Source organism: Mesorhizobium sp. ES1-6 (assembly GCF_020164775.1).
GTDB lineage: Bacteria > Pseudomonadota > Alphaproteobacteria > Rhizobiales > Rhizobiaceae > Mesorhizobium.
The window spans coordinates 226,713-242,949 of record NZ_JAIUGU010000010.1 but is presented as its reverse complement, the minus strand read 5'-3'; the positions used below and the strand labels follow the sequence as shown (position 1 = coordinate 242,949).

The 16,237-nt window shown below is 63.2% G+C and carries 18 protein-coding genes; 9 read left to right on the top strand and 9 right to left on the bottom strand.

From position 1 onward, the window contains the following. Positions 1-43 precede the first annotated feature (43 nt). Both hutH and hutI read right to left on the bottom strand, forming a co-directional pair. Positions 44-1,579 carry a histidine ammonia-lyase gene (gene hutH / locus LB564_RS23365; protein ID WP_224541277.1) on the bottom strand — a complete coding sequence of 512 codons (1,536 nt, stop codon included), beginning with the start codon at positions 1,577-1,579 and terminating at the stop codon, positions 44-46. Beyond that, a complete protein-coding gene (gene hutI / locus LB564_RS23360) occupies positions 1,576-2,808 on the bottom strand; it encodes an imidazolonepropionase (RefSeq protein ID WP_224541275.1) in 1,233 nt (410 codons plus the stop codon). The genes hutH and hutI overlap by 4 nt, the downstream gene beginning before the upstream one ends. 97 nt (positions 2,809-2,905) lie before the next feature. Between hutI and LB564_RS23355 the strand changes: the two genes are divergently transcribed. Then, a complete protein-coding gene (locus tag LB564_RS23355) occupies positions 2,906-4,261 on the top strand; it encodes a formimidoylglutamate deiminase (protein WP_224541273.1) in 1,356 nt (451 codons plus the stop codon). A 6-nt stretch (positions 4,262-4,267) separates the two neighbouring features. Then, positions 4,268-5,014: a histidine utilization repressor gene (gene hutC, locus LB564_RS23350; RefSeq protein ID WP_224541271.1), complete on the top strand. Its 747-nt coding sequence runs from the start codon at positions 4,268-4,270 to the stop codon at positions 5,012-5,014. A gap of 73 nt (positions 5,015-5,087) precedes the next feature. On the opposite strand, the gene LB564_RS23345 is transcribed toward hutC, so the two are convergent. After that, positions 5,088-5,432 carry a RidA family protein gene (locus tag LB564_RS23345; RefSeq protein ID WP_140707022.1) on the bottom strand — a complete coding sequence of 115 codons (345 nt, stop codon included), beginning with the start codon at positions 5,430-5,432 and terminating at the stop codon, positions 5,088-5,090. Positions 5,433-5,659: 227 nt separating this feature from the next. On the opposite strand from LB564_RS23345, the gene aztA reads away from it, so the two are divergent. From aztA to LB564_RS23325, 4 genes are all read left to right on the top strand, one after another. Next, positions 5,660-6,472 carry a zinc ABC transporter ATP-binding protein AztA gene (gene aztA, locus LB564_RS23340; RefSeq protein WP_224541270.1) on the top strand — a complete coding sequence of 271 codons (813 nt, stop codon included), beginning with the start codon at positions 5,660-5,662 and terminating at the stop codon, positions 6,470-6,472. Beyond that, positions 6,472-7,347, top strand: a complete 876-nt coding sequence (aztB, locus tag LB564_RS23335; RefSeq protein ID WP_140707026.1) for a zinc ABC transporter permease AztB — start codon at positions 6,472-6,474, stop codon at positions 7,345-7,347. The genes aztA and aztB overlap by 1 nt, the downstream gene beginning before the upstream one ends. A gap of 29 nt (positions 7,348-7,376) precedes the next feature. Next, the gene (aztC, locus tag LB564_RS23330; protein WP_224541268.1) at positions 7,377-8,318 is read left to right on the top strand and encodes a zinc ABC transporter substrate-binding protein AztC; all 942 of its coding nucleotides are present in this window, start codon (positions 7,377-7,379) and stop codon (positions 8,316-8,318) included. 148 nt (positions 8,319-8,466) lie between these two features. Continuing rightward, the gene (locus LB564_RS23325; protein ID WP_140707030.1) at positions 8,467-8,805 is read left to right on the top strand and encodes a TIGR01244 family sulfur transferase; all 339 of its coding nucleotides are present in this window, start codon (positions 8,467-8,469) and stop codon (positions 8,803-8,805) included. Here the strand turns inward: LB564_RS23325 and LB564_RS23320 are convergent. Continuing rightward, a complete protein-coding gene (locus LB564_RS23320; RefSeq protein ID WP_263491511.1) occupies positions 8,802-9,287 on the bottom strand; it encodes an Lrp/AsnC family transcriptional regulator in 486 nt (161 codons plus the stop codon). The genes LB564_RS23325 and LB564_RS23320 overlap by 4 nt on opposite strands. A gap of 120 nt (positions 9,288-9,407) precedes the next feature. On the opposite strand from LB564_RS23320, the gene hppD reads away from it, so the two are divergent. Beyond that, the gene (gene hppD, locus LB564_RS23315; RefSeq protein ID WP_224541265.1) at positions 9,408-10,523 is read left to right on the top strand and encodes a 4-hydroxyphenylpyruvate dioxygenase; all 1,116 of its coding nucleotides are present in this window, start codon (positions 9,408-9,410) and stop codon (positions 10,521-10,523) included. Positions 10,524-10,577: 54 nt separating this feature from the next. Further along, positions 10,578-10,814, top strand: a complete 237-nt coding sequence (locus LB564_RS23310; protein WP_140707034.1) for a type II toxin-antitoxin system Phd/YefM family antitoxin — start codon at positions 10,578-10,580, stop codon at positions 10,812-10,814. On the opposite strand, the gene LB564_RS23305 is transcribed toward LB564_RS23310, so the two are convergent. The 4 genes from LB564_RS23305 to hmgA are packed head-to-tail and all read right to left on the bottom strand — an operon-like array spanning position 10,793 to position 14,596. Continuing rightward, positions 10,793-11,353 carry a DinB family protein gene (locus tag LB564_RS23305; RefSeq protein WP_140707036.1) on the bottom strand — a complete coding sequence of 187 codons (561 nt, stop codon included), beginning with the start codon at positions 11,351-11,353 and terminating at the stop codon, positions 10,793-10,795. The two genes, LB564_RS23310 and LB564_RS23305, sit on opposite strands and share 22 nt — an antisense overlap. A gap of 20 nt (positions 11,354-11,373) precedes the next feature. Then, positions 11,374-12,387, bottom strand: a complete 1,014-nt coding sequence (locus tag LB564_RS23300) for a fumarylacetoacetate hydrolase family protein (RefSeq protein WP_224541264.1) — start codon at positions 12,385-12,387, stop codon at positions 11,374-11,376. Continuing rightward, positions 12,384-13,271 carry an MBL fold metallo-hydrolase gene (locus tag LB564_RS23295; RefSeq protein WP_224541310.1) on the bottom strand — a complete coding sequence of 296 codons (888 nt, stop codon included), beginning with the start codon at positions 13,269-13,271 and terminating at the stop codon, positions 12,384-12,386. Before LB564_RS23295 ends, LB564_RS23300 begins: the two co-directional genes overlap by 4 nt. 11 nt (positions 13,272-13,282) lie before the next feature. Next, positions 13,283-14,596, bottom strand: coding sequence for a homogentisate 1,2-dioxygenase (hmgA, locus tag LB564_RS23290; protein ID WP_224541262.1), 1,314 nt, complete (start codon positions 14,594-14,596; stop codon positions 13,283-13,285). Between the two features lie 87 nt (positions 14,597-14,683). Here hmgA and LB564_RS23285 point away from each other — a divergent pair, with 87 nt between their 5' ends. Continuing rightward, positions 14,684-15,124, top strand: a complete 441-nt coding sequence (locus LB564_RS23285; protein WP_181173717.1) for a MarR family winged helix-turn-helix transcriptional regulator — start codon at positions 14,684-14,686, stop codon at positions 15,122-15,124. Between the two features lie 52 nt (positions 15,125-15,176). Here the strand turns inward: LB564_RS23285 and tdh are convergent, their stop codons facing one another. After that, on the bottom strand, positions 15,177-16,211 hold the full coding sequence (gene tdh, locus LB564_RS23280) for an L-threonine 3-dehydrogenase (RefSeq protein ID WP_224541260.1): 1,035 nt from the start codon (positions 16,209-16,211) through the stop codon (positions 15,177-15,179). Between the last annotated feature and the right edge of the window lie 26 nt (positions 16,212-16,237).

Sequence of the window (16,237 nt, the reverse complement as noted above, 5' to 3'; positions counted from 1 at the left end):
AGAGGGGGGCGCGAAGGATCACGGCCTTCCATGGTTAGCACTCTCACGACGCAATCCCCGGCAGCGTCACCGCGCTTGCCGCCTTCACCGTTGCGCCGCTGCGCACCATGGCGATGGCCTTTTCCATGTCGGGGTGGAAATGGCGGTCATTGTCGAGATGCGGCACCTCGGCGCGAACCAGCTTGCGCACGGCCTCCAGCGCGGCGCTGGAGGCCAGGGGTGCATGGAAATCGCAGCCTTGCGCGGCGGCCAGCAATTCGATGCCGATCACCGCCGTCGCATTCTCGACCATGCCGATCAGCCGGCGCGCGCCATGCGCAGCCATCGAGACGTGGTCTTCCTGGTTGGCCGAGGTCGGGATGGAATCGACCGATGCCGGATAGGCCTTCTGCTTGTTTTCCGAAACGAGGGCCGCCGCCGTCACCTGCGGGATCATGAAGCCGGAGTTGAGGCCGGGCTTGGGTGTCAGGAAGGCGGGCATGCCTGACAGGGCCGGGTCGACCAGCATGGCGATGCGGCGTTCCGACAGCGAACCGATCTCGCAGACGGCCAGCGCGATCATGTCGGCGGCGAAAGCCACTGGCTCGGCGTGGAAATTGCCACCGGAGAGCGCGGTGTCGTCCTCGGCGAAGATCAGCGGATTGTCGGTGACGCCATTGGCCTCGGTGCCGAGCGTATCGGCCGCCTTGCGCAACACATCGAGGGCCGCGCCCATGACTTGCGGCTGGCAACGCAGGCAATAGGGATCCTGCACACGCTCGTCGCCGACGCGATGCGATTCACGAATAGCGCTGCCGGCCATCAGATTGCGCAGCGCATCCGCCGTCTCGATCTGGCCCCGATGTTTTCTCAGCAGATGGATGCGCGGATCGAAAGGGGCGTCGGAGCCTTTCGCCGCATCGGTTGACAGCGCGCCGGCGACCAGCGCCGACTGGTAGAGCACTTCTGCCTCGAACAGCGCGGCCAGCGCATAGGCCGTCGAAAACTGCGTGCCGTTGAGCAGCGCCAGACCTTCCTTGGCGCCCAATGTCACCGGCTCCAGCCCGTGCGAGACGAACGCGACCTTGGCCGGAAAGCGGCCATGCGGGGTGAAGCATTCGCCGACGCCGATCATCACCGCCGTCATGTGCGACAGCGGGGCAAGGTCTCCGGAGGCGCCGACCGAACCTTGCGCCGGCACCACCGGGATGACGTCGTTGGCGAGCATCGCTTCCAGCAATTCGATGGTGTGCGAGCGCACGCCGGAGGCGCCCTGCGCCAGGCTCGCAAGCTTCAGCGCCATCATCAGCCGGGTAATGGCGACGGGCATCGGCTCGCCAACGCCGGCGGCATGCGACAGAACGATGTTGCGCTGCAGGGTCTCCAGATCTTCGGCCGGGATGCGCACGCTGGCCAGCTTGCCGAAGCCGGTGTTGATGCCATAGACCGGCTCGCCCTTGGCAACGATGCGCGCGACAGCCTCGGCGCTTGCCTTGATTTTTGGGCGGCAGCCATCATCCAGTTTCGGCACGGCGCCCCGATAAATGGCGCGCCAATCGGCCAGCGTGGCGTTGCCAGGCTTCAGGGTCAGTTCGGTCATTGTCCTCTCCAGATGCGGGCATGCAGCGGGTTGAAGCCCATGCGGTAGACGAGTTCGGCGGGACGCTCGATCTCCCAGATCGCCAGGTCGGCGGATTTGCCTGATACCAGCGTCCCGATCTCGCCGAGCAGGCCCAGCGCACGCGCGGCCTCGCGGGTGACGCCGGCAAGACACTCGTCGACCGTCATGCCGAACAGCGTCGCCGCCATGTTCATGGTCAGAAGCAGCGAGGTCAGCGGCGATGTGCCGGGATTGTTGTCGGTGGCGACAGCCATTTTCACGCCATGCTGGCGAAACAGGCCGATCGGCGGCTTCTTGGTCTCGCGGATGAAGTAGTAGGCGCCAGGCAGAATCGTCGCGACGGTCCCCGCCCTGGCCATCGCCACGGCGCCTGCTTCATCGGTGTATTCGAGATGATCCGCCGACAACGCGCCATAGCGGGCGGCAAGTTCGGCGCCGTGCAGGTTGGATAGCTGGTCGGCGTGGAGTTTTACGGGCAAGCCGAGCGCCCTGGCCTTGTCGAACACGCGCGCCATCTGCTCGGGCGAAAATGCGATGCCTTCACAGAACCCGTCGACGGCATCGGCCAAGCCTTCGGCGGCGACGCCGGGAAGGATTGTGTTGGCGACGAGATCGACGAAGGCGTCCTTGTCGCCCTTGGCTTCGGGAGGCAGCGCATGGGCTGCCAGGCATGTGGTGCGGACCGTTACCGGGCGTTCATTTCCCAGCTGTCGCGCGGCGCGCAGCGACTTCTTTTCATTGTCGAGATCGAGGCCATAACCGGACTTGATCTCGACCGTGGTGACGCCTTCCGCCATCAGCGCGTCAAGGCGCGGCAGCGTCTGGGCGACCAGGTCGCTCTCGCTGGCGACGCGCAGCGCCTTGACCGAAGAGACAATGCCGCCGCCGGCCCTGGCGACCTCTTCATAGGTGGCGCCGGCCAACCGCATCTCGAACTCGTTGGCGCGGTTGCCTGCGTGGATCAGGTGGGTGTGGCAGTCGATCAGGCCGGGCGTAATCCAGCGGCCTTCGCAATCGACGGTCTCGCCCTGGGCAAACGCCGAGGGCATCTCGGATTCGGAACCGGCATAGACAATGCGGCCGCCGCGCACCGCGACCGCGCCGTGTTCGACGATGCCAAGTCCGGCGGAATTTTCGGCCATGGTCGCCAGACGCGCATTGCGCCAAAGGCGAAGCCCTCCCGCTTGGCTCTTGCTCTCTCCAGCCATCATCTTTTCCAATTGAAAGGATGGCGATTATGTATATACATATTGAAACGCACTGCAAGTGCTATTGTCATCCCCAGGGCAGGATTCGGAGACGGACGTGACGGCGATCTTTGCGGAACAGGCGCTCCTGCCGGATGGTTGGCAAGGCAATGTGCGGATCGCCATCGACCAGGGGCGAATCTCGGCGATCGAGGCCGGGACCTCCCCGCGACCAGGCGACGAACGCCATGCCATCCTGCTGCCCGGCATGCCCAATCTGCACAGCCACGCTTTTCAGCGCGGCATGGCCGGGCTTGCCGAGTTGCGAGGCCCCTCCGCCGACAGTTTCTGGAGCTGGCGCGAGGTGATGTACCGTTTCGCGCTGTCGATGACTCCCGATCAGGTCGAGGCGGTGGCGGCGCAGCTCTATGTCGAAATGCTGGAGGCCGGCTTTTCGCGCGTCGGCGAATTTCACTATCTCCATCATGACCGCGACGGACAACCTTACGCCAACCCTGCCGAAATGGCCGAGCGCATCGCCGCGGCGGCCGGCGAAACGGGTATCGGCCTGACGCTGCTGCCGGTGTTTTACGCCCACTCCTCCTTCGGTGGTGCCGCGCCAAACGAAGGCCAGAGGCGATTCGTCAACGATGTTGGCGGGTTCGCCCGACTTGTTGAGAAGTCCTGCGAATCTGTTCGCTCTTTGAATCAAGCAATTGTCGGCGTCGCCCCGCACAGTTTACGGGCCGCGACGCCGGAGGAACTCAGGGCGGTTGCGGCGATCGCGCCGGACGGGCCGATCCACATCCACGTCGCCGAGCAGGTGAAGGAGGTCGAGGATTGCCTTGCCTGGTCCGGCGCGCGTCCGGTCGAGTTTCTGCTTGGGGCTGCCGCTGTCGACCAGCGCTGGTGCCTGATCCATGCCACCCACATGACGGAAACCGAGACCATCGACCTGGCCAAGAGCGGCGCCATCGCCGGCCTTTGCCCGATCACCGAGGCCAATCTCGGCGACGGCACCTTTGCCGCGCCGCTGTACAAGGAGCATGGCGGCCGCTTCGGTGTCGGCTCCGATTCCAACGTGCTGATCGGCCTGCCCGACGAATTGCGCCAGCTCGAATATTCGCAGCGCCTCGCGCACCGCGCCCGCAATGTGCTTGCGGTGGCAGGCGGCTCGACCGGGCGTGCGCTGTTCGACGCCGCACTTGACGGCGGCAGCGTCGCGCTCGGCGCCGGCGCCGCGCGGATAGCCGTCGGCGCTGCCGCTGATCTCGTCTCGCTCGACGCCGGCAATCCCTCGCTGGCGGGCAAGATGGGCGATGCGATCCTTGATGCCTGGATCTTCGCCAATGGCAGCAAGGTCGATTGTGTCTGGGTGCACGGGCAAAAGCAGGTCAGCGGCGGCAGGCATGCGAGACGCGAGGAGATTGCCGAGCGGTTTCGCGAGGTAATGACCGCGCTCTCGGAAAGCTGATCCTGGATGAGCATGGTCGAACCGACTGACATGGAGGACAGCGAGACCGTTTCGCTGCATCAGCGCATCCTTTCCGATATCCGCGAAAAGATCCTGTCCGGCACTTGGGCGCCTGGCCACCGTATTCCGTTCGAACATGAGCTGACGGCGGAATACAAATGCTCGCGCATGACCGTGAACAAGGCGCTGTCGCAGCTCGCCAAGGCCGGCTTGATCGAACGGCGGCGGCGTTCGGGCAGCTTTGTCCGCCGGCCGCAATCGCAAGCGGCGGTGCTTGAACTGCACGACATCAGGATCGAGGTCGAGGCGCTCGCCCTGCCCTATCGCTATGAGCGGCGGGAACGCCTGCAGCGGCGCAGCAATGCTGGCGACCGGGGACTGCTCGGGCTCTCCACGGCGGGCTCGGTCCTGCGGCTTGAAGGCTTGCATTTTGCCGGCGAACGGCCGTTCGCCTTCGAGCAGAGACTGATCAATCTGTCGGCCGTGGCCGAGGCTGGAGACGAGGCGTTCCTCGAAATCGCGGCAGGCCCGTGGCTAATAGGCCGTGTGCCCTGGAGCGAAGCCGAGCACCGCATCCGCGCCATGGCGGCCGACGAGACTATCGCCGATGCGCTCGACATCGATCCCGGCGCGCCCTGCCTGGTGGTCGAACGCCGCACCTGGAGCGCCGAGCACCCGGTCACCCATGTACGCTTCATCTATCCGGCGGAAAGCCACACGCTGGTGGCAAGGTTCACGCCTTCGCAGGGGTAGCTGATCTCCCCCGCTCTGCCCTGCCGGGCATCTCCCCCACGAGGGGGGAGATCGACAGCCTCCACGTCGCGCTTTACAGCGCGGCCGTCACAATAATCTCGACCAGATATTCCGGGCCGGCGAGCTTGGCTTCGCCAGTGGCGCGGGCGGGCGTGTGGCCCTGCGGCACCCACTTGTCCCATTCGGAATTCATTTCGGCGAAGGTGCTCATGTCGGCCAGCCAGATGATCGCCTGGACGATCTTGGTCTTGTCGGTGCCGGCCTTGGCCAGCAATTCGTCGATGGCCGCCAGAACATCGCGGGTCTGCGAGGCGACGTTGCCGCCGGGTTCGCCGACCTGGCCGGCCAGATAGACGGTGTTGCCGTGGATGACGATCTGGCTCATGCGCGGGCCGACATCGATGCGACGAATGCTCATTCGAGAGGTTCCTTCCGTTGTGGTCAGGCCTCTTTAGAGTCGCCGTCCGCTTCGGGCAAGGCCGCCTGACCGAAACCGTTTGAGCCAATTGCGCCACTTAAGGCCAGCCGCGCACACGGGGAGTTGACCATGGCGTCGCAATTCCGCCGGATGGACTTGTTGACTAATGTAATAACATCACATATCCAACAACCCCTGCCTGCGGCCGCGTTTGGCGACGGAGCGATATGACCCAGACCTGCCTGACATTCCGTGACCTGACGCTTGGTTATAACAGCCATCCAGCGATCCATCATCTCGATGGCGCGATCCGCAAGGGTTCGTTGACGGCGGTAGTCGGTGCCAACGGCTCCGGCAAGTCGACGCTGATGAAGGGTATCGTCGGGGTGCTGAAGCCAATGGCCGGCGAAGTTGTCCGCGCGCCCGGTGTGCGGGCGGCCTATCTGCCGCAGCAATCGGAACTCGATCGCTCTTTTCCCGCCCGTGTCGTCGATCTGGTTTCACTGGGCCTGTGGCCGAAGCGCGGCATGCTTGGCCGCTACACCAAGGAAGATCGCGAATCCGTCAGCAAGGCTTTGATGGCCGTCGGCCTCGGCGGCTTCGAGAAGCGGCCGATCGACACGCTGTCGGGTGGTCAATTGCAGCGGACGCTGTTTGCCCGGGTGCTGTTGCAGGATGCCGACCTGATCCTGCTCGACGAGCCCTTCAACGCAGTCGACGCCAAGACGGTCGGCGACCTGATTGCGCTGATCAAGCGCTGGCACGGCGAGGAGCGCACCGTCATGGTGGTGGTGCATGATCTCGATCTGGTGCGCCAGAATTTTCCCGAAACACTGCTGCTTGCCCGCCAGCCGGTTGCCTGGGGCGAAACCCGGGAAACGCTGAAGCCGGAGAACCTGCTGCGGGCGCGCCGCTTTCACGAAGCCTGGGAAGAGAACGCGCCCTGGTGCGAGCCTGACGAGCACGCTCACGGCCATGATCACGATCATCATGGGCACGATCACGACCATCACCATGGCGCCGGACCGAGGGCTGCGTGATGGACGCGCTCTACGGTCTTTTCATCGCGCCCTTCGCCGATTTCGGCTTCATGCAGAGGGCGCTGATCGGCTCGCTGATGCTGTCGCTCGGCGCCTGCCCGATCGGCGTCTTCCTGATGCTGCGGCGCATGAGCCTGTCGGGTGATGCAATGGCGCATGCCATCCTGCCGGGGGCGGCCGCCGGCTTCCTGTTCTATGGCCTTGAAATCCTGCCGATGACCATTGGCGGCCTGATCGCCGGCGTCATCGTGGCGCTCGGCGCCGGCGCCGTTTCGCGCTTCACCATCCAGCGTGAGGACGCCTCGATGGCGGCTTTCTACCTGATTTCGCTCGCCATCGGCGTGCTGATGGTGTCGATCCGCGGCTCCAGCGTCGATCTCATGCATGTGCTGTTCGGCACAGTTCTGGCGCTCAACAACGAGGCCTTGACGCTGATCGGCGGCATCGTCGCGGTGACGCTGGTCTGTCTCGCCATCTTCTGGCGGGCGCTGGTCGCCGAATGCCTCGACCCGCTGTTCCTGCGTTCGGTCAGCCGCATGGGCAGCCCGGTGCATTTCATCTTCCTCGGCCTCGTCGTGCTTAACCTCGTCGGCGGCTTCCAGGCGCTCGGTACCTTGCTGTCCGTTGGATTGATGATGCTGCCGGCGGCTGCCGCTCGCTTCTGGACGGCGCGCGTCGAGCCGATGTGCGTGCTGGCCGTGCTGATCGGCTTTGCCTCCTGCATTGCCGGACTGCTCCTCTCCTATCATGCCTCGCTGCCGTCCGGCCCGGCCATCATCCTGTCGGCCGGCGTCGTCTATTTCGCCTCGATCCTGTTTGGCACGCGCGGCATTCTGCGCGCGCGCATCATCCATCACCGTCACAGAACGGCCTGATCCCCCGCCCCTAAAAGGAGACCCCGCTTATGCTGAAATCGATCCGTGCCGCCCTGGCGATGAGCGTTATAACATTAACCGTCTTTGGAGCATCGTCGGCATTCGCCGCGCCGCTGAAAGTGGTCGCCAGCTTCACCGTCATCGCGGACTTCGCCAAAAACGTCGGCGGCGACCGGGTCGCGATCACCACCATTGTCGGGCCGGACGGCGATGCCCATGTCTATGAGCCGAGCCCCGCCGACGCGGTGGCCATGGCCAAGGCCGATATCGTGCTGGTCAACGGCCTGCATTTCGAGGGCTTCCTGCAGCGGCTGGTCGATGCCAGCGCCACCAAGGCCTCGATCATCACCTTGACCAAAGGCGTGACGCCGATCGACTTCAAGCCTGAATTCGCCGACGCCGACGCAGCGGAGGGTGCCGGCACCGGCGGCGGCAAGACGGTGACCGATCCGCACGCGTTCCAGTCGATCGCCAATGCCAGGATCTATGTGAAGAACATCGCCGAAGCGTTCTGCGCGGCCGATAGCGAAGGCTGCGTCTCCTACCAGACCAATGCCGCCGCCTATACCAAGAAGCTCGATGCGCTGGAAGGCGAAGTGAAGGCGGCGATCCAGTCGATCCCCGAGGCAAAGCGCGTCGTCATCACCTCGCATGACGCCTTCGGCTATTTCGAGCACGAATACGGCCTGACTTTCCTCGCCCCGCAAGGCATCTCGACCGATTCCGAACCGTCGGCCGCCGATGTCGCCAAGCTGGTCGAGCAGGTCAAGCAGGACAAGGCCGCGGCCATCTTCGTCGAGAACATCACCAACCCGCGCCTGATCGAGCAGATCGCCAGCGAGACCGGCATCAAGGTCGGCGGCACGCTCTACTCGGATGCGCTGTCGCAGCCCGATGGCCCGGGCTCGACCTATATCGACATGATGCACAACAACATCCGTCAGATCAAAGGCGCCATTCTCGGCAGCTGAAATTGATCCGCACCCAGCCGGGCCGTATCGGCCCGGTTGGATTTTCTGGCCTGCGATGTCTATTTGGCAGAGAATTCCTTCGATGCGGATTGCCGCCCCCCTCCGGGAGTGGCAAGACTGCCGTCAACGAGATCGCGAGGACGACACAATGGAATACCGCCAGATCAGCGAAGACTATTCGGTTTCAGGCCAGATCCAGCCCGAAGACGTCGCCGCCATCAAGGAAGCCGGCTTCAAGAGCGTGATCTGCAACCGGCCGGACGACGAACAGCCCGGCCAGCCTTCGGCGGAAACGCTCAAGACAGCAGTCGAAGCCGCCGGTCTCGCCTTCCGCTATATCCCGGTCATCAGCGGCCAGATCACGCAGGACAATGTCGACGACCAGGCCGAAGCACTGGACGAGCTCGAAGGGCCGGTGTTCGCCTATTGCCGCTCCGGGGCGCGATGCACCAATCTGTATGGGCTGATCCAGCAGTCGAAGGCTTAAATCGGCAGCGCGCCAGTTTCCTTCAGCGTTTCCAGCACAATCGCCGTTTTCACATGCTGCACGGATTCGTGCGGCAGCAGCACGCCGTTGACGAACTCCGACAGTGATTTGAGATCGGGCGTCACGACTTTTAGGATATAATCCATCTCGCCGGTCAGCGCGTGCGCCTCCTGCACTTCCGGCAGCCGCGCCACCAATTCGCCAAAGCGGCGGGCATTGTCGCGGTTGTGGGTAGCCAAGGTTACCGAGATGACGTTGACCAGCGAAAAGCCGAGCCTGTCACGGTCGAGCACCGCCCGGTAGCCTTTGATAAAGCCATCCTCCTCCAGACGCTGGCGGCGGCGCGAGCATTGCGATGCCGACAGGTTCACCCGCTCTGACAGATCGTTGTTGGTGAGCCGCGCGTCACCTTGCAGGAGCGCCATTATCTTGCGGTCAAATTGATCAATGCGCGTTTCATCCACGGATTTTGCTCTCTTCATGCATGTTTCACGCATGACATCATCATTTCAAGCGTTTGAATGCAAGCACTATGCACCAGCTCCGCGTTATCATGGCGTCGAATGGTCATTTTCGACCAAACGACATTTCGGAGGAATACCATGGGTCCCTTCCCGCACGACGCCCCGCCCGCCACGATCAGCAAGGACAACCCCGCCGGCACCGATGGTTTCGAGTTCGTCGAATTCGCGCATCCGGAGCCCGGGAAGCTGGCCGAGCTGTTCACCCGAATGGGCTATGTGGCGGTGGCCAGGCATCGCAGCAAGAACATTACCGTCTGGCGCCAGGGCGACATCAACTATGTCGTCAATGCCGAGCCCAGCTCTCATGCGATGAAGTTCGTCGACAAGCACGGCCCTTGCGCCGCTTCGATGGCCTGGCGCGTGGTCGATGCCAAGCACGCTTTCGACCACGCCGTCTCGAAGGGAGCCATCCCCTATGAAGGCGACGACAAGGCGCTCGATGTGCCGGCGATTGTCGGCATCGGCGGCTCGCTGCTTTATTTCATCGACAGCTACGGCAAGAAGGGCTCGGCCTATGACGCCGAATTCGAGTGGCTTGGCGCGCGCGACCCCCGGCCGCAAGGCGTCGGCTTCTATTTCCTCGACCACCTGACTCACAATGTCTATCGCGGCCAGATGGACAAGTGGTGGGACTTTTATCGCAATCTGTTCGGCTTCAGGCAGATCCATTTCTTCGATATCGACGGCAAGATCACCGGTCTGGTCAGCCGCGCCATCACCTCGCCCTGCGGCAAGATCCGCATTCCGCTCAACGAATCCAAGGACGAGACCAGCCAGATCGCCGAATACCTGAAGAAGTACAATGGCGAAGGCATCCAGCACATCGCGGTCGGTACCGATGAGATCTACGCGGCCACCGACAAGCTCGCCGACAACGGGCTGAAGTTCATGCCCGGCCCGCCGGAGACCTACTACGACATGTCGTATGACCGCGTGAACGGCCACGACGAGCCGATCGAGCGGATGAAGAAGCATGGTATCCTGATCGACGGCGAAGGCGTGGTCGATGGCGGCATGACCAAGATCCTGCTGCAGATTTTTTCGAAGACCGTGATCGGGCCGATCTTCTTCGAGTTCATCCAGCGCAAGGGCGACGAAGGCTTTGGCGAGGGCAATTTCCGCGCTTTGTTCGAATCGATCGAGCAGGACCAGATCAAGCGCGGCGTGATCAAGGTGGACGGCAAGGCGGCTTAGCTTACTTGCAGGACAACTTCTTATGACCTAAATTCTGGTCACAGGAGGTCGTCCATGAACATTCCAATGGCTAAGGCGAAGGCTCAGCTGTCTGAGTTGGTGAAGCGTGCCCAAGCTGGCGAAGAAATCAATCTGACGCGTCACGGCGAGGTTGTTGCAACCTTGAACGCTCCCGCTCGGCCAGGCGGAAGCAAAGGCCTGCTCGGAGCCTTAAAGGGCCAGATCCGGATAGCGGACGATTTTGACGAACTCGGTCCCGAATTTTCGACTTACGACGTCGCGCTGGTCTGACGACCCAACCCCAGCCGCTCGACCTCTTCCTTCCTTAGCTTCAAATCATAGTCGAGCAAAAACTCATCCAGTTGCGGCGGCGCGACTGACGTGCCCGACAGCATGGCGTGGACCTGGCCGCGGTGGTGGATGTCGTGCAGGAAGACGTGCGCCAGGATATCGCCGATCTTTTCCGGGATCATGCCGTCCTCGCGCCGGTCGGTGATGACGCGGCGATCGAGATCGACCTCCGACAGGCCATCGCAGAAGGCGATCAGCCGTCGGTCGGCCACTAGCTGTGCGGCAAAGAGCGGCTCACTTTCCTCGAAAGGCACGAAATCATCATGGGCGGCGGCGCCGACACCGCCCTCTTCGAGAAAATCGAGATAGAGATAATCGACGGCAAGGACGTGGTTGAGCGTTGCCTTGATCGACGGGAAAAAGCTGGTGCGCTCGGCTTCGAACTCGCCGGGCTTGAGCGCAAGCACGGCACGGTAGAGCCGGTCGTTCGACCAGAGATTATTCCCAGCCATGCGGCGCAAATGATCCAGAAGATTCATCGCTGAAAATCTGTCCTAGCCTATCCCTCGTATTTCTCAACCGTCTGCTCGATGGCACCGAAGATCGAATGGCCTGCCTTGTCCTTCATCTCGACGCGCACCGTGTCGCCGAAGCGCAGGAACGGCGTCTTTGGTTCACCTGACTCGATCGTCTCGATCATGCGCAGTTCGGCGATGCAGGAATAGCCGGCGCCGCCCGCCGCGACCGGCTTGCCCGGGCCGCCGTCGAGCTTGTTGGAGACCGTACCCGAGCCGATGATGGTGCCTGAAACCAGCGGCCTTGTCCGGGCGGCGTGAGCGATCAGGGCCGGGAAATCGAAGGTCATGTCGACGCCGGCATTGGCGCGGCCGAACGGCTTGCCGTTGATGTCGGCGAGCAGCGGCAGGCTGACCTTGCCGCCGTCCCAGGCATCGCCCAGTTCGTCCGGCGTCACCGCCACGGGCGAAAAGGCCGAGGACGGTTTCGACTGAAAGAAGCCGAACCCCTTGGCCAGTTCCGGCCCGGTGAGCGCGCGCAACGTGACATCGTTGACCAGCATGACCAGCCGGATGGCGGCGCGCGCCTCATCGAGGCTGGCGCCCATCGGCACATCGTCAACGATGACCGCGACCTCGGCTTCCATATCGATGCCGAAGGCCTCGTCGACTGTCTGGATCGGATCGCGTGGTGCCACGAAGGAGTCCGAGCCGCCCTGGTAGATCAGCGGGTCGGTCCAGAAGCTTGCCGGCATCTCGACGCCGCGCGCTTTGCGCACCAGTTCGACATGGTTCACATAGGCGGATCCGTCAGCCCATTGATAGGCGCGCGGCAGCGGCGAATGCGCGTCGTGCTCGTGGAAGCGAGCTGCCGGCATCGCATTGTTCTCCAGCGATTCGGCGATTGTCGCCAGATGCGGCGAGATCCTGCGCCAGTCGTCGAGTGCCGCCTGCAGCGTGCGCGCCAGAAACGAGGCGTCGGTGTATTGTGTCAGGTCGCGCGAAACGACGACGAGTTTCCCGTCGCGCGCCCCATCCTTCAGCGTGGCAAGCTTCATGCTGTTCCCTCTCCTTTTGCAGCTTTCCCGCTGCTTAGCTCCACAACAAGGCCGTCGCGCGCGATCGTCAAGTCGCCGGCCCATGTTTTCCTGACGGCGGCAGTCCACTCTGTCTCGCCAATCTGGGAGTCGTCGGCCGGAATGAGGTGATTGAGCACCAGCCGCTTCACGCCGGCTGTGTCGGCGATGCGCCCAGCCTCCTCGGCAAAGCTGTGGCTTGCAAGCAGATGCTCCTTGAGCCGCGCGCCATTGCCGGTCCTGGCAACCAGCCGCTCGATGCCTTCTTCCAGCATGGCTTCATGGACGAGGACATCAGCGCCTTCGGCGAAATCGGCCAGCGGCGGAAAGAAGGCTGTATCGGCCGAGAACACCACGCTTTTTGCGCCATGCTCGAAGCGCAGGGCAAAACAGTCGGTCACCGGCGGATGGTCGACGCGCAGCGCCGTGACCTTCAGGCCGCGCTGCTCGACCACATGGCCTTCGCCGAATTCTTCGACAGAAACCAACTCGCGAATGTCGGGCCGGCCCTCGTCGACGATGCGGATTTCGATGTCGAATTCCATCGCCTGGCAAAAGCGCCGCCAGTAATGGCCCGTGCCGGGCGGACCAAACACGCTGACTGGCGTCGCCAGACCCGCAGTCCAGGCGGTGTGGATCAGCGGTCCGAGTTCCAGCACATGGTCGGAATGCAGATGGGTGATGAAGATCAGGTCGAGTGCCTTCAGGCTGGTGCCGGCGTCGACAAGGCCGCGCGTGACACCGAGCCCGCAATCGACGACGATGGCTCGCCCGCCGATCTCGAGCAGCGACGAACTCGGCCACGGCCCGCCCGGCCGCAGCGCAGGGCCGCCTTTCGAGCCCAGCAGCACCAGCCGGTCCGGCATTGGCTTGCCGCTCAAGACCAGTCGCCCTCGGGCGTGCCATTGAAGCGCTTCTTCAGGTCGGCCCAGCAATCGATGTAGTTGTCCTGCCGGGTTTCGAGTTCGGCGCCGTAGCGGGTCAGCATCTGCGGAAAACGCGTCTCGAACATGAAGGCCATGGTGTTGTCGAGCTTGACCGGTTTCAGCTCCGCGCGCGAGGCCTTTTCGAAGCCAGGCGCATCCGGGCCATGGGCCAGCATCAGATTGTGCAGGCTGATGCCGCCGGGAACGAAACCTTCCTCCTTGGCGTCGTACTGGCCGTGGATCAGACCCATGAACTCGCTCATGATGTTGCGGTGATACCAGGGCGGCCGGAACGTATCCTCCGCAACCAGCCAGCGCGGCGGGAAGATGACGAAGTCGATATTGGCGGTGCCTTCCTCGCCGCTCGGCGCGGTGAGAACCGTGAAGATCGATGGATCGGGGTGGTCGAACAGCAGTGCGCCGACCGGCGAAAACGTCGCCAGATCATATTTGTAAGGCGCGTAGTTGCCGTGCCAGGCGACGACGTCGAGCGGCGAATGGCCGATCTCGGTGACGTGAAAATTGCCGCACCATTTCACGATCAGCCGGCACGGCGTTTCCTTCTCCTCGAACCAGGCGCAGGGCGTCTTGAAGTCGCGCGGATTGGCCAGGCAATTGGCACCGATGGGGCCGCGATCAGGCAAGGTCAGCTTGGCGCCGTAATTCTCGCAGACATAGCCGCGCACTTCGGTGTCGACCAGTTCGACCTTGAAGACGAGGCCGCGCGGCAGTACGGCGATCTCGCCAGGGCGAAGCTCGATGACCCCCATCTCGGTGACAAGGCGCAAGCTGCCCACCTGCGGCACAACAAGCAATTCACCGTCGGCATTGAAAAAATGGTCGTCGACCATGGAGCGGTTGGCGACATAGACATGGGCAGCCATGCCGCTCTGCCCGAGCACGTCGCCGGCCGTGGTGATCGTGCGCATGCCGGCGATAAAATCGGTCGGCTCTTTCGGCATCGGCACCGGGTTCCAGCGGTATTGGCCCAGCGCCAGCTCGTGGTCGCCGACATTCGGCGCGGTCTTCCACAGGGGATAGTTCGCGGCCTTGAATCGGCCAGTGTGTTTTACGCTCGGCCGGATGCGGTAGAGCCAGGATCGCTCGTTGGTGCCACGCGGCGCGGTGAAGGGCGAACCGGAAAGCTGCTCGGCATAGAGGCCGTAGGCCGGCCGCTGCGGCGAGTTGCGCCCCTGCGGCAAGGAACCCGGCAATGTCTCGGTCTCAAAATCATTGCCGAAGCCCGGCATATAGGAAAAGGCCATCGCTTCCTCCCGGATTGACCAGATTGGTTTCATTTGTAACCATCGAGAATGTAACTATCAATCTTCCGTTTTTCCCGGATGCGGACAATGGACATCCTCGAACTTGAAAGCTTCCTGCCCTACCGGCTCTACCGGCTGGCCGACGCGGTCAGCCGCGAATTCTCGAAAGTCTACAAGGACCATTACGGCCTGACACGGCCGGAATGGCGCACGCTTTCCGGGCTTGGACAGCGCGGCACGATGACCGCGACGGCGCTCGGCGAGCAATCGGCCATGCACAAGACCAAGGTGTCCCGGGCCGTGTCCGAGTTGGAACGGCGGCGCTGGCTGCTGCGGACGCCTGACGAGAACGACCGCCGCGTCGAGCATTTGACGCTGACCAAAGCGGGGCTTGCCGCCTATCGCGAGATGGTGCCGCTGGCAAAGGCGTTTGAGAGAGAGTTGCTGGCGAGGCTGGGCGCCGAAGAGCGGGTTGCGATTGTCAGCGGGGTGGCGGCTCTGGAGAGGGCATTGGAAGAAAAGAGCTGAAGGCCCGGCGGGACAGCGTACAGACGTTTTACCGGATGGCGCTATGCCGCCCTCACCAATCCATCACTACCTTGCCCGAACTGCCGCTGCGCATCGCGTCGAACCCGGCCTGATAATCGTCGATGCCAATCCGATGCGTGATCAGCCCGCTCACATCCAGCGGCCCCTGCACCAGGGCGATCATCTTGTACCAGGTCTCGAACATTTCGCGGCCATAGATGCCCTTCAGATGCAGCATCTTGAAGATGACCTTGTTCCAGTCGATCTCGAAGCCGGTCGGGGCGATGCCCAGGATGGCGATCTTGCCGCCATTGTTCATGGTGTCGATCATGTCGCGGAAGGCGGGCGCGGCGCCCGACATTTCGAGGCCGACGTCGAACCCCTCGGTCATGCCGAGCGCCGGCATGACATCGCGAAGCTTTTCCTGCGAGGCGTCGACGACGTGCTGGACGCCGAGCTTTTTGGCCAGCGCCAGCCGCACCGGGTTGATGTCGGTGATGACCACCTTTCGCGCACCGACGCATTGCGCCACCAGGGCGCCCATGATGCCGATCGGCCCGGCGCCGGTGACCAGCACATCCTCGCCAACCAGATCGAAGGACAATGCGGTGTGGACGGCATTGCCAAGGGGATCGAAGATCGCCGCGATCTCGTCCGGCACGTCGTCGGGGATCGGCACGACATTGTGCTGGGGAATGGCCAGGTATTCGCCGAAGGCACCGGGACGGTTGACGCCGACGCCGAGCGTGTTGCGGCACAGATGCCCTCGCCCGGCACGGCAGTTGCGGCAATGGCCGCAGACGATGTGGCCTTCGCCAGAGACGCGCTGGCCGACCTTGTATTCGGTGACCGCGGCGCCGAAATCGGCGACGGTGCCGACGAATTCATGGCCGGTCACCATCGGTACCGGCACCGTCTTCTGCGCCCACTGGTCCCAATTGTAGATATGCACGTCTGTGCCGCAGATCGCGGTCTTTTTGACCTTGATCAGCACATCGTTGGGGCCGATCTCCGGCACCGGCACCTCTTCCATCCAGATGCCTGGCTCGGCCTTGGCCTTCACCAGCGCCTTCATCATGTTCGACATTCTTTTGTCCCTTGAATCTCTTGATC